Genomic DNA, 13813 nt, shown 5'->3' on the forward strand with positions numbered 1-13813 from the left:
ATCAACAGCTCCATGAAAAGCATGGAGTTCAGTGCTCGATGACGGATGGCTACGATTGCTACCAGAATGCGCTGGCTGAGAGGATCAATGGCATTATTAAAAATGAGTACTTAATCATGAAGCCGAAAGACCTGAATGAAGCTCGGCTAATGATATCGGAGTCGGTAGAAAGCTATAATAAGAGTCGGCCGCATATGGCCCTAAAATACAAAACGCCCGATGAGGTTCATCGAGCGTTTTAATGTCTGAATAAGTGTCAACCTATATCAGGACTAGTCATAGAACCCTTTCAGTCTATTAGACTGTTGTTTTCTTCAATGTCTCAGAAATCATGAAGGCTAGTTCAAGTGATTGATCTGCGTTTAGTCGAGGATCACAATGAGTGTGATAACGATCAGCTAGGTCTGCTTCCGTCACTTGAAATGCGCCACCTACGCACTCCGTCACATTTTGGCCCGTCATTTCAAAATGTACCCCACCTGGATAAGTGCCTTCAGAACGATGGACTTCAAAAAACTGCTGCACTTCCCGAAGCACATCATCAACTCGACGTGTTTTATAGCCTGTATTCGTTTTAATCGTATTGCCATGCATAGGATCACAGCTCCATACGACTTTTTTGCCTCCCTTCTCAACGGCCTGAATCAGTTTTGGCATACCCTCTGCGACTTTATCCGCCCCCATTCTTACAATGATGTTTAAGCGTCCCTCATCATTGTTCGGATTGAGAACATCACATAATTTAACCAGATCTTCAGGATCCATAGTCGGACCCGCTTTGACGCCAATAGGGTTATTCACGCCACGTAAAAATTCGACATGAGCGCCATCTAGCTGGCGTGTCCGATCACCAATCCATAGCATGTGTGCAGAGCAGTCGTACCATTCACCTGTTAAGCTATCACAGCGAGTTAATGCTTCTTCATAAGGCAACAGCAATGCTTCATGGGAAGTGTAAAAATCCGTTTCGCGCAGTTGAGATGCCCCTGCACCGATACCACATGCTTCCATAAACTGAAGCGCATCATCGATACGGTTTGCAATGGAATGATAACGCTCACCTATTGGGCTCGTTTGGATAAAGTCCAAGTTCCATTTATGCACTTGATGCAGATCGGCAAAGCCACCTTGAGCAAACGCCCTTAGCAGATTCATTGTTGCAGCACTCTGGTGATAAACTTTAACTAAACGTTCAGGATCAGGTACCCGTGCAGACTCGGAAAATTCAATGCCGTTTATGATATCGCCTCGATAACTGGGCAATTCTATCCCGTCTATGATTTCTGAACCCGACGATCTCGGCTTAGCAAATTGCCCCGCCATACGCCCTACTTTTACGACCGGACATTTTCCCGCATAGGTCATCACTGCTGCCATTTGCAACATAACCTTAAAGGTGTCTCGTATATTTTTAGCATTAAATTCAGCAAAGCTTTCCGCGCAATCGCCACCTTGAAGCAAGAACGCGTTTCCTTTAGCGACTTGAGCAAGATCAGCACGCAGCTTACGAGCTTCTCCTGCAAAAACTAACGGAGGCATATTCGCAAGTACACCCTCTACCCGTTGAAGTGCTTTTTTATCTGGGTATTCAGGTTGTTGCAAAGCTGTTTTCTGACGCCAGCTATTAACGTCCCAAGAATTAGACATATTTCCCCTTACTGTATATACCTATTACTAGGTTTTAACGAGCGACAACCCATAATATTTGAGCATCTACTGCTGATGTCGACACTACAATATGCCCCATCGCGGCATCGTAATAGACACTGTCTCCCTCACTGAGCTCTACTGGCTCATAAAACTCTGAGAAAAAGGTGACTGAACCAGACAGTACCAATAAAAATTCTTCACCATCATGACGAACCCACTCTTTGAACTCATCAAAAGAACGCGCCCTAACAATGGTTTTAAACGGAACCATTTTTTTACGACTGATCGAGAAGCCTAGTAGCTCATGTTCATATGTCGCAGTTGGGTGTGGCTCTCCTTGCCCCGCCTTAGTAATGTCTCTACGACCAGCAATGGAGTGCTCCTTTGTTTCCACAAATAATTGCGGCAACTCCATCTCCAAACCGTGGATGAGCTTCTGCACAATCGCAAAACTCGGAGACACCTGATCATTCTCAATTTTCGATAACGTAGAACGTGCGATTCCTGTACGTTTACTTACCTCTTCAAGCGTCCAACCTTTAGTTAAACGGATCGCCTTAACACGCTTACCTAGTTCTAAAGGCTCTACGAATTGATCTGGATCGGAAGCTGTGGCAGTTTCTAATGAAGGACGACTAACCATTAAAGATTCTCCTATGCGCTTCCTAAGTTTACTAAAATAAACTCCTTTGACCTATACGATATATGCCTATGAGCGACTTTACTAATAAAAATGCCCGCAACTGCGGGCATTTTTATTAGCTATCACGGCTTCACTTTTTCAAAGGTTCCATTGCGGGCATGCACCGCCCCAAATCAAACCCTTTTTGTTGAACAGATGCGACCAACTCATTGAAGGTCTGTTCATCTTCCTGATTCGCTAATACCCACAAAACTGACGAGCGAGTTCCCGTGCGACAAAATGCGAACACCTTTTGATCAGTCGAAATCTGCGCACTTTGTATCTCGACTTCTTTATGTGAAAGAGCCTTAAGATCCACTGGGTTATATACGTATTTTAAGCCAGCCGCCTCAACGGCTGCTCGTACCTGTTCGCTAGTCGGTTGATCTTCAGTTTCACCATCAGGACGATTGTTAATGACCATATCGTAACCAGCGGCTTTCAAAGCTTCGATATCTGCAATGTCAAGTTGCGGCGCAACACTGTAATTCAAAGCCAAATTTGTAATATTCATATTGCGATCTCCTAAGATGATCAAGAACGATAGAGTACTTTAATTAAATGAAAACCAAACTTTGTTTTAATTGGTCCTTGCACGTTTAATAAAGGCCCGTTAAAAACGGCTTTATCGAACGGAGCGACCATGTCACCTTTTCGAAATTCTCCCAAATCGCCGCCTTTTTTACCTGAGGGGCAATTAGAGTATTTTTTAGCTAATTGGTGAAAATCTTCGCCTTTGTTGAGCTTCTCTTTTAGCTGTTCAGCCTCTTGCTTAGTTTTCACAAGAATGTGACAGGCGCTTGCGGTTGCCATATAAACCTCTAGATTCACGAGTTAACAAATACACTTGGGTAATCCTGTGTTACATTCTGCTAGTATAACTTTTTTAACATACGAGGGTAGCATGGAACTAATGCCGTCACCGGAAGAGCTCTCACTTCTCCTAGTCGAGCCTTCACCAACACAACAAAAAATTATTCGTAACGCATTAGAAAGTGCTGGCGTTCGCCATTTATATTTCGCTGACACTGTAAAATCGGCTATTTACGCGATCAAAGAACATGAACCAGACTTGGTCGTATCGGCTATGTACTTGTCTGATGGCACCGCCGAAACACTAATAACACTGATCAAAAAGCACCCTGAAACAGAACACATTAATTTTATGTTGGTTTCAAGTGAACGTAACAGAAAGCAATTAGAATCGCTAAGGCAAGCTGGCGTAATTGCCATTTTACCCAAGCCTTTTAGCATGAGAGATCTACAACGAGCTATTAACGCTACGTTAGACCTTGCTATTGAACAAGAAATTGAACTGGAGTTACTGGACCCTCACGCGATGCAGGTTCTATTGGTTGATGACAGTGCCCTAGCCCAAAAGCACATCACTCGTGTATTGGAATCAATGGGTATAGTTCATATTGATGTCGCAGTAAATGGCTCAGATGCCGTGTTACTTTTAGAAGACGGTAATTATGATTTAGTCATAACAGACTACAACATGCCTGAAATGGATGGCAAAGAATTGGCAAATACAATCCGTTCATCAGGCCATTTGGCGCATATCCCAATACTCATGGTTGCTTCGAACGCGGATCAACCTCAGCTTGCGAATGTCACTCAAGAAGGCGTCGACGCAATTTGTGATAAAGTATTCGAACCAGAGACACTCAGGCGTCTTCTACATAATATCCTAGATTAAATACCTATCGCATTAACCCAAAAAAGCAGCCTAAAGGCTGCTTTTTTGGGTTAATGCTTCAACAATTGGGACATTAGCTTCAGGAAAGCATAATTGAGTCAGTTCAGGTCGAGTCACCCATTTCACGGGCTGCCCCTCCTTTCCATGTGGCTCTCCATCAAAATCCGATACCTCAAAGAAATGAAGTTCTACCGATTTGTCAGAATAATCATGGCGTATGACCTGAAACGGTGTGCATTGCTTTACCTCAATACCACACTCTTCATACAGCTCTCTTTCAAGTGCATGAGCAGGCTCCTCGTCCACCTCACATTTACCGCCAGGAAACTCCCAAAGGTCCCCTTGGTGCTGTTCCGACGAGCGCAACGCTACAAACACGAGATCATCTCGAACGATAATACCTGCGGCAACTTTCACCACCATCAAGTACGGTACTCCGCATTAATCGTAACGTAATCGTGAGAGAAGTCCGTTGTCCACACTGTATCGGAACAATCGCCCGCACCGAGATCTACCAGGATGTGAATTTCTGAAGGAGCCATCGCTACTTGGCCCGCTTCCTCTGTGTAATCAGAAGATCGGCCACCGTTTTTCACTATCTCGCAACCATTGATGTTAATTGAAACCTTATCAACTTGAAGGTCTTCAACACCCGCACGACCCACTACAGCAAGGATACGCCCCCAATTAGGGTCTGAAGCAAACAACGCAGTTTTTACAAGTGGGGAATGCGCTATTTCAAATGCTGTTTTCGTTGCATCATTAACCTGAGCCGCCCCCGTGACCTCGACAGTTACAAACTTTGTAGCACCCTCACCGTCCCGAACAATTGCATGCGCAAGCTCTTGCATAACGGCTAAAAAAGCCTCCGCGAACACAAGTCCATCACCGCAAGATAAATCAGAGATCGACTCATTCTCAGCTAGGCCTGTTGCGACAGCAATACATGAATCATTGGTAGAGGTGTCACTATCAATCGTAATTCGATTAAAACTTTGATTTGTTGTCGACTTCAATAGAGACGCTAAAACTTTCTGATCGACAGCCGCGTCTGTAAAAATATAACCCAGCATAGTCGCCATATTAGGGCGAATCATTCCCGCGCCTTTAGAAATACCACCAATGGTCACTATTTTTCCGAACACTTCGACTTGTCGGAAAGCACCTTTAGGTAGCGTATCCGTCGTCATAATGCCAAGTCCGGCATCTTTCCAACCAATACTCTTCAAGCTTGATAACGCATTCGGCAATGCCGCCAATATCTTATCGACAGGTAATGGCTCACCAATAACGCCTGTGGAAAATGGCAGAACTTGGTGTTTCTGTACGCCGACTTGAGAAGCGACAGCCTCGCACGTCGTGATTGCTTTTTCGTACCCTGACTTGCCCGTCCCTGCGTTGGCGTTACCAGTGTTAATCACCAGATATCTCGGCGTTGTCGTATCACTTGCTAAGTGCTCACGGCATACTCGAACTGGCGCCGCACAAAACTGGTTCTGAGTGAAAACTCCAGCAACGCTTGAACCTTCGCTTAACTCAAAGACCACCAAATCTTTCTTATTGGCTTTTTTTATTCCAGCTTCTACCGCAGCAAAACGAACACCCTTTATTTCGGGTATCTCAGGAAATGCATTTAACCCTACGGCCATAACGGCTACTCCAATCCTTAAACTAATCTACCATGACATTGTTTATACTTTTTACCTGACCCACATGGACAAGGCTCATTTCGACCGACTTTCGGCATTTCATTATCAGACTCCTCTGAGTCTGGCGCATTAGTTGTCAAACGAGTCTTAGCTTCCAGTTCACGGCGCGCTGCTTCGATTTTCTCAGCCTCTTCCGCCGACTGTACTTTCACTCGTGTTACGACTTGAACAACTTCAAACTTAATCTGTTCTAAGAGATTCTGAAATAGCTCGAAGGCCTCGCGCTTATATTCCTGTTTCGGGTTCTTTTGAGCGTAGCCTCGAAGGTGAATACCTTGGCGCAACATATCCATTGTTTGAAGATGCTCTTTCCACAAAGTATCAAGCACCTGCAGTAGCACCTGCTTTTCAAAGTTTCGGAGAGCAGCAGCTCCTGCAATATCTTCTTTCGCTGCATAGTCATCAATAAAGAACTGCAAGATTTTTTCGCGTAGAGGTTCTTCGTATAGTTTTTTATCTTCTTCAACCCACGCTCTGACGGGAATCTCTAGTCCAAATTCATTTCTAATACGTTCTTCTAAACCTTCTAAATCCCATTGATCGAAGATACTTTGAGGTGGAATAAACTCATCGATCATTCCTGCAACCACCTCTTCTCGCATGGATTGCACTGCTGAGGACAAGTCGTCTGAACTCATCATGTCATAACGTTGTTGATAAATGACCTGCCTTTGGTCATTGGCAACATCATCATACTCAAGCAGTTGCTTACGAATATCGAAGTTACGACCTTCTACTTTACGCTGCGCCTTTTCTATCGCATTAGAGACCATCTTATGCTCAATCGCCTCACCTTTCTCCATACCGAGCGTTTGCATCATTTTCTTGATACGGTCGGACATGAAGATACGCATAAGGTTATCTTCAAGAGATAGATAGAAACGAGAAGAGCCTACATCTCCTTGACGACCTGCACGACCGCGTAATTGATTATCTATACGGCGGGACTCGTGGCGTTCAGTACCGATTATATGCAACCCTCCAGCGGCCAATACTGCTTCGTGGCGTTTTTCCCATTCGGCTTTTAGTTCATCAATTTGTGCTTGAGTAGCATTTTCGCCTAGCTGTGCTATTTGAACTTGTAAATTACCACCTAAAACAATATCTGTTCCTCGACCTGCCATATTCGTGGCAATGGTAACAGCACCAGGGCTACCCGCCTCAGCGATAATTTCAGCTTCGCGTTCGTGATGCTTAGCATTCAATACATTATGTTTAATTTTTTTCTTATCTAGAAACTCAGACAACAATTCAGAGTACTCAATAGAAGCTGTACCCACCAAAACTGGGCGACCTGCTTGTACGATCTCTTCAATATCTTTTACGATCGCCTCGAACTTCTCAGCCGTCGTCATAAAAATAAGGTCATTATAATCTTTACGTTGAACTTTATTATTGGTCGGTATAATAACAACCGTTAGACCATAGATTTGCTGAAATTCAAACGCTTCGGTATCGGCTGTCCCCGTCATACCTGATAATTTTTCGTACAGTCTGAAATAATTCTGAAAAGTAGTCGAAGCAAGGGTTTGGCTTTCTGCCTGTATTTCTACCCCTTCCTTTGCCTCAACTGCTTGGTGAATCCCCTCTGACCAGCGACGCCCAGCCATAGTTCGGCCTGTGTGCTCGTCAACAATCACAACTTGACCGCCCTGTACGACGTAATCTATGTTTTTCTGAAATACAATGTGCGCGCGCATACAGGCGTACACATGGTGCAGTAACTGAAGGTTACCGGCAGCATAAAGGCTATCTCCTTCTTCGAGCATGCCTTGCTCAACCAGCCAGGCCTCTACAAACTGATGCCCATCTTCCGTTAACTCTACATTTTTCTGTGCTTCGTCATATGTATAATGACCAACCTCTTCACCCTCTTCTTCTTGTTTTACAAGCAAGGGAGCAAGTAGGTTTATCTTCTTATACTGCTCAGAGCTATCTTCTACCGCTCCTGAAATAATAAGAGGTGTTCGCGCCTCATCTATCAAAATAGAATCGACTTCATCGACAACCGCAAACGCAGGTTCGCGCTGCATACGGTCTTCCATTCGGAACACCATATTGTCTCGTAAGTAGTCAAAACCAAATTCATTATTGGTGCCATACGTGATATCCGAAAGGTAAGCAGCCCGCTTAGCGTCTCGATCTTGACCTGAATGCACAACACCCACACTCATATCTAGATATTCATATAAAGGACGCATCCAATTAGCATCACGTGTGGCAAGGTAATCGTTCACTGTGACAACATGCACACCTTTACCAGCCAATGCATTCAAGTAAACCGCCAACGTCGCAACAAGTGTCTTACCTTCACCTGTTCGCATCTCTGCAATGCGCCCCTCATGCAGGACCATGCCGCCTATCATCTGCACATCGAAATGGCGCATTCCCATAACACGTTTACTAGCTTCACGCACAGTCGCAAAAGCTTCTGGCAAAAGAGAGTCAAGAGACTCACCCTTAGCAAGACGCTCCCGAAAACTGTTGGATTTCGCCATCAGTTCATCATCAGCTAGTTGACTAAAGCTGTCTTCTAACTTGTTGATTTGAGTGACTGCTTTCTTATAGCGCTTTACTTCTCGGTCATTCTTAGTACCGACGATTTTTTTAATGACTGTTCCTAGCATTTTTTCTACACAACTTAAAATTTTAGTGATTCAGAGTCTAACATGGTAGATTGCGACAAAACATGAGTTATCAAGTGTCAAAAACGAAAAAAGCCAGACTAAGTCTGGCTTTTTAATTGACTTGCTCGTTTTTTATGCTGTCGCAGCTGACTCCGCATAAGAAATAGGATTCAAAGCTGAATCTTCTTCAAAGGTGACATATTCCCAAGCGTCTTGGTTCTGTAATAATTCAAGCAATAGCTTGTTATTCAGGCCATGACCAGATTTGTAAGCTTTATACTCACCAATTACGCTGTGACCCAATAAATACAAGTCACCAATAGCATCCAAAACCTTGTGTCTAACAAGCTCATCACGGTAACGCAAACCTTCGTCGTTCATTACGCGGTAGTCATCTAACACTACTGCATTTTCCATGTTAGCGCCGCGAGCTAAATTGTTATTCTTGAAGTACTCAAGGTCTTTCATAAAGCCAAATGTACGTGCTCGGCTGATCTCTTTTACAAACGTCGTTGTTGAAAAATCGACGGACGTAAATTGCACATCTTCATCGATCGCAGGATGCTGAAAATCGATAGTAAACGAGAGACGGAACCCTGAGAAAGGCTCGAGAGATGCAAACTTGTCGCCATCCTCTACTCGAATAGGCTTCTTAATACGAATAAAGCGTTTTGCAGCGTCTTGCTCTTCTATTCCAGCTGACTGAAGCAGAAACACAAAAGGGCTTGCGCTACCATCCATTAATGGCACTTCACTAGAGCTGACTTCGACATATGCGTTATCAACACCAAGCCCTGCCATAGCAGACATCAGGTGCTCAACTGTGCTAACAGTTACATCACCATTGCATAACGCTGTAGCAAAATTTGTCGAACCAACGGATCGAGCATCACCGTGGATCTCGACATTAGGCTCAATATCGGTACGCACAAAGACAATGCCTGTATTAACAGGTGCTGGTTTAAGCGTTAGATATACTTTTTCGCCAGAGTGCAAACCTACTCCGGTAGCGCGAATGATGTTCTTAAGAGTGCGCTGACGTACCATTACTTTCCTACAATTTGATGACTGTTAAAATATAAATTAATAATACCAACACGCACCTTTATATACAATTCAGAACCGTCAAGCTGCGTATTTTTTACTCAAATTAATCCGCTTGACGACGCAAAAATGCAGGTATATCCAAGTAAGACAGTTTATCTTCCCCATTTTGGGATCCAGTTGCGTTACCACTGTCAGCATTTTCAGAGGAAGAAGGTTTTTTAGCAATAGACGTATCAACAGGCGACTTAACTGGATCTTGCTGCTGCACAACATTCACTGAAGCACGCTCTTGTACAGGACTTTCCACATCAGGACGAGGTGTCGTTATCGACTCATTCGTAGAGGAGCCAACCACACCAGAACCCACTGCGGACTGCATCTGAGCAGAACCTTTACCCTCTAAGCCAGTTGCCACTACTGTCACTCGCATTTCATCACCAACATTAGGATCAATAGCACAACCAATCACAACTGTAGCGTCTTCCGAAGCATATTCCTCAATGATGTTACCCACCTCACTGAATTCTGATAACCCCACTTCATCGTTAGCCGTGATATTCACCAAGACACCACGGGCGCCTTTTAGGTTGATATCTTCCAACAATGGATTATGGATAGCCGCTTCCGCTGCAATTCGCGCACGCTCTTCACCTGTAGCGTACCCAGACCCCATCATAGCCATGCCCATTTCTTTCATGACAGTTTGGACATCTGCGAAGTCAACGTTGATTAGGCCGGGACGCATGATCAAGTCAGTAATACCTTGAACAGCATTCAGCAATACATTATTAGCCTCGCCAAACGCTTTCAGCAATGAAATGTTCTTACCTAGGACTGGCAATAATCTTTCATTTGGGACTGTAATCAACGAGTCAACGTTGTCACGTAACTCTTTTATACCTTCTTCAGCAACTTTAGCTCGGCGACGCCCTTCAAATGGAAACGGCTTGGTAACAACTGCCACCGTTAGAATTCCTAACTCTCGCGCCACTTTTGCGATAACTGGCGCTGCCCCAGTTCCTGTACCGCCGCCCATGCCAGCAGTGATAAAAACCATATCTGCGCCGGTTAAAAGCTCGGTGATCTTTTCTTGGTCTTCCAGTGCAGAATCGCGCCCCACGTTAGGATTCGCTCCCGCCCCGAGCCCCTTAGTTACGGTTGTCCCTAACTGAAGCGTGATGCCTGTATCTAGGCCAATCAAAGCTTTTGAATCAGTGTTAGCACAGATAAACTCCACACCATCAAGATTGCTCTCAAGCATGTGTTTAACAGCGTTACCGCCACCACCACCGACACCAACTACTTTGATGACAGCATTTTCAGATAAGTTTTCTTCGGCTAAATCAAATACGTTCATAGACATGGGATACATGCTCCTGTAATTCTGCTGTCATTTCAGACTTAAATATAACTCTGAAACCAATCTTTTACTTTGTGCCACGCCTTCGCTGGACTGAAAGCAGGCTTGGCCTCACTGGGTGCCACATCGGGCAGAAACTTTTTCTTTGGCGCCTTTTTTACCTGCGCGGTAGAGGAAGGAGCCTCAGGCACAGGCAAATCCTTCCCTGCATGCATAAGCAAACCAACACTTGTTGCGTAACTAGGATTATCGACGACTTCGCTAATCCCTTTAGTTTGCACTGGAGCCGCTAATCGAACAGGCATATCAAAGATGCGCTCCGCTAGCGCTTCTGCCCCTTCCATTAGCGATGTGCCCCCTGTTATAACGATACCAGCAGGAATTCGCTCGGCAAAACCGCTACGACTCAACTCATCTCGTACCATTTTGTAAATTTCTTCATAGCGCGCTTCAACAACTTCAGCCAATGCGTGACGAGATATCGATCTCGGCTGTCTGTCACCCACGCTGGGCACTTCAATAATCTGGTCAGACGATGCTCGACTCGACATCGCGCAAGCGTATTTAACTTTGATTTCCTCTGCATGAACAGTAGGTGTTCTTAACGCCATGGAAATATCATTAGTCACCTGATCACCAGCAACAGGCACAACAGCAGTATGATGCAGCGCCCCATCAATCCAAACGGCCAGATCTGATGTACCAGCACCAATGTCAACGATGCAGACCCCAAGGTCTTTCTCGTCCTCACTTAAACATACGTGACTGGAAGCAAGCTGCGACAAAACAACGCCATCAACCCCTAAACCACAACGTCGAATACACTTTTCAACGTTCATAACGGCATTTGCTGCACCAGAAATCAGATGAACGTTGGCTTCCAACCGAACCCCAGACATACCCAATGGATCACGTATTCCTTCTTGAGAATCAATATGAAACTCTTGCGGCAATACATGAAGCAAACGCTGATCAGAAGAAATAGGAACGGCTTGAGCAGCATCTATTACTCGTTCAATATCTTCGGTTTGAACCTCGCCATCTTTTATGGCAACAATCCCATGAGAATTTTGGCTTCGTATATGACTGCCTGCGACACTTACATACACTGAATGGATGTTACATCCAGCCATCAACTCAGCTTCTTCTACGGCACGCTGAATCGACTGAACTGTAGACTCAATGTTGATGACCACGCCACGCTTCATACCCTTGGCTGCATGGGTACCGATCCCAACGATTTCAATGTCACCGTCAACACCTAACTCCCCGACAATGCAGGTAATTTTAGATGTGCCAACGTCCAATCCAACAATCATGAAATATCCTAAGCCTATATACTGCAAATATTTATCTGATCAAAAAAGCAACAATCAGACCAACTTTTACTCTTGCAACTTCCATTTAACTGCAACACCGTGCGGATACCGCGCATCCACAGATGAAATTCTTTCTATTCTACCCGATAAATCACTTTTATACACCGCCACGAAGCGACCTAATCGGTCTAAAATATCAGTCCTACCAAGCGCGACACGGATGCCATTGGAAAACTGAATGTTCCAAGCACCACGATCCTCTAACTCTAACTTTGCTACCCGCAAAGAAGAGGTCGATAGCATTTGGCTAATCAAACTAAATTGATCAAGCACCACTGACTCTGTATCACGTGGCCCCATTAATTTTGTTAACGGCAAATCTGGTAATCTTCGCGGCGTTATAATCTGCCCTTCAGCGGTAATAATCTGCCCCGCATTCCAATATGCCAACGGCCGATGCTCCACGACACTCACCCTAATCGTATGCGGCCATACGCGCCTAACCTTTGCCGATTCTATCCATGGTGGTCGTGTCACGAAGTTTGTCAAATTCCCCATAGAATCATCAAATAGCCCGCTCCCTAACAACTGGTCGTAATATTGCTGGAGTGCGTTGGGATCGGAATACTTTAACTCACCAGCGATCTCCACTTTGCGGACATCAAACATTGGCTGGTCATCACCTAATGCATCCGAGTCACCTTGGGCGAGACCAAGAATTATTAACAGAATAGCTCCGAGCAATGCAGCTGTGCGCATTAGGTTACTGTTGTGCCTCATGTTGGTTCCACGCGAGTAACGCAATTTTTTCAACTAAATCGTCATAACCGATGCCTTCAAATGCCGCTGCCATTGGCACCAAACTATGGGACGTCATACCCGGTGAGGTATTTACCTCTAACACGGTAAATTCGCCTGTAGCGGTCATCATAATATCGACACGCCCCCACCCCTGACAATTCAATGAGCGATAAGCCTCAAGTGCGAGCGTTTTAAGCTGATCTTCTTTTTCCTTGGACAACCCACAAGGCAATATATACTGCGTATCATCCGCTAAATACTTAGCATCGTAGTCGTACAAGGCATGCTCAGCAGATGGCTTCAAAGCAATCGGTGCGTATGCAAGATCACCAACAATCGAAACTGTGTACTCAGGGCCCGACACATACTCTTCGACCAAGATATCAGAATCGTAACGCTTCGCATCCCTTAACGCCGTCATTAACTCTTCTTGTCCATTAACTTTACTAATCCCTATCGTTGATCCCTCGCGAGAAGGCTTTATGATCAATGGATAAGTCATTTCTGCATGAATTTTTTCAACATCAGGCTCGTTGGTAAAACAGAGATAGTTAGGCGTAGCGATACCGATACCCTGCCAAAATTTCTTGGTGAGCGCTTTATCCATGGCAAATCCAGAGGCTAACGGGCGGCTCCCTGTGTAAGGCTTACCGAGAAGCTCAAGTAGTGCCTGTATATGACCGTCTTCACCTTCACCTCCATGTAACGCTATAAATGCGAAGTCAAACTCTATATCGATCAATTGTTGAACCGCATTGATATGAGCACCATCACCGTAAAGGTCAACAGGCGTTACCTGATACCCTTTATTAAGCAATGCTTGGACGACACGACCTCCACTTTCTAGGGATACCTCTCGCTCGGCTGATCGGCCGCCGTATATGACAGCGATTTTTTTCTGCTTTAGTGAACCCAA

The 13813-nt window shown here is 44.8% G+C and carries 14 protein-coding genes; 2 read left to right on the plus strand and 12 right to left on the minus strand.

Annotation, left to right across the window (positions count from 1 at the left end; all coding sequences use genetic code 11):
- Positions 1–242, plus strand: a 242-nt coding sequence (locus tag DN730_RS16585; RefSeq protein WP_147290593.1) for an integrase core domain-containing protein, incomplete at its 5' end; no start/stop codon positions are given.
- A 55-nt stretch (positions 243–297) separates the two neighbouring features.
- Here the strand turns inward: DN730_RS16585 and DN730_RS16590 are convergent.
- The 4 genes from DN730_RS16590 to DN730_RS16605 all read right to left on the minus strand — a co-directional run bounded on the left by DN730_RS16590 (position 298) and on the right by DN730_RS16605 (position 3145).
- Entirely contained in the window at positions 298–1647 is a 1350-nt protein-coding gene (locus DN730_RS16590) for a class II 3-deoxy-7-phosphoheptulonate synthase (RefSeq protein WP_115469269.1), read from the minus strand.
- A gap of 34 nt (positions 1648–1681) precedes the next feature.
- Positions 1682–2293 carry a helix-turn-helix domain-containing protein gene (locus DN730_RS16595; protein WP_115469270.1) on the minus strand — a complete coding sequence of 204 codons (612 nt, stop codon included), beginning with the start codon at positions 2291–2293 and terminating at the stop codon, positions 1682–1684.
- A gap of 130 nt (positions 2294–2423) precedes the next feature.
- The gene (locus DN730_RS16600; RefSeq protein WP_115469271.1) at positions 2424–2846 is read right to left on the minus strand and encodes a protein tyrosine phosphatase family protein; all 423 of its coding nucleotides are present in this window, start codon (positions 2844–2846) and stop codon (positions 2424–2426) included.
- A 20-nt stretch (positions 2847–2866) separates the two neighbouring features.
- Positions 2867–3145: a peptidylprolyl isomerase gene (locus DN730_RS16605; RefSeq protein WP_115469272.1), complete on the minus strand. Its 279-nt coding sequence runs from the start codon at positions 3143–3145 to the stop codon at positions 2867–2869.
- 91 nt (positions 3146–3236) lie between these two features.
- On the opposite strand from DN730_RS16605, the gene DN730_RS16610 reads away from it, so the two are divergent.
- On the plus strand, positions 3237–4034 hold the full coding sequence (locus tag DN730_RS16610; RefSeq protein ID WP_115469273.1) for a response regulator transcription factor: 798 nt from the start codon (positions 3237–3239) through the stop codon (positions 4032–4034).
- A gap of 30 nt (positions 4035–4064) precedes the next feature.
- Here the strand turns inward: DN730_RS16610 and mutT are convergent, their stop codons facing one another.
- The 8 genes from mutT to DN730_RS16650 all read right to left on the minus strand — a co-directional run bounded on the left by mutT (position 4065) and on the right by DN730_RS16650 (position 13813).
- Positions 4065–4457: an 8-oxo-dGTP diphosphatase MutT gene (gene mutT / locus DN730_RS16615; RefSeq protein WP_115469274.1), complete on the minus strand. Its 393-nt coding sequence runs from the start codon at positions 4455–4457 to the stop codon at positions 4065–4067.
- Positions 4457–5683 (minus strand): bifunctional glutamate N-acetyltransferase/amino-acid acetyltransferase ArgJ, encoded by a 1227-nt coding sequence (argJ, locus tag DN730_RS16620; RefSeq protein ID WP_115469275.1) that lies wholly within the window; start codon positions 5681–5683, stop codon positions 4457–4459. Before argJ ends, mutT begins: the two co-directional genes overlap by 1 nt.
- Positions 5684–5700: 17 nt before the next feature.
- A complete protein-coding gene (gene secA, locus DN730_RS16625; protein ID WP_115469276.1) occupies positions 5701–8370 on the minus strand; it encodes a preprotein translocase subunit SecA in 2670 nt (889 codons plus the stop codon).
- A 132-nt stretch (positions 8371–8502) separates the two neighbouring features.
- Positions 8503–9417, minus strand: a complete 915-nt coding sequence (lpxC, locus tag DN730_RS16630; protein WP_115469277.1) for a UDP-3-O-acyl-N-acetylglucosamine deacetylase — start codon at positions 9415–9417, stop codon at positions 8503–8505.
- Between the two features lie 103 nt (positions 9418–9520).
- Positions 9521–10774: a cell division protein FtsZ gene (ftsZ, locus tag DN730_RS16635; RefSeq protein ID WP_115469325.1), complete on the minus strand. Its 1254-nt coding sequence runs from the start codon at positions 10772–10774 to the stop codon at positions 9521–9523.
- A gap of 44 nt (positions 10775–10818) precedes the next feature.
- Positions 10819–12096, minus strand: coding sequence for a cell division protein FtsA (gene ftsA, locus DN730_RS16640; protein ID WP_115469278.1), 1278 nt, complete (start codon positions 12094–12096; stop codon positions 10819–10821).
- 66 nt (positions 12097–12162) lie between these two features.
- Complete coding sequence (locus DN730_RS16645; protein WP_245958001.1) at positions 12163–12876, minus strand: cell division protein FtsQ/DivIB; 714 nt, start codon at positions 12874–12876, stop codon at positions 12163–12165.
- Positions 12860–13813 (minus strand): D-alanine--D-alanine ligase, encoded by a 954-nt coding sequence (locus DN730_RS16650; RefSeq protein WP_115469279.1) that lies wholly within the window; start codon positions 13811–13813, stop codon positions 12860–12862. Before DN730_RS16650 ends, DN730_RS16645 begins: the two co-directional genes overlap by 17 nt.

It is taken from the genome of Marinomonas piezotolerans (assembly GCF_003362755.1).
Taxonomy (GTDB): Bacteria; Pseudomonadota; Gammaproteobacteria; order Pseudomonadales; family Marinomonadaceae; genus Marinomonas; species Marinomonas piezotolerans.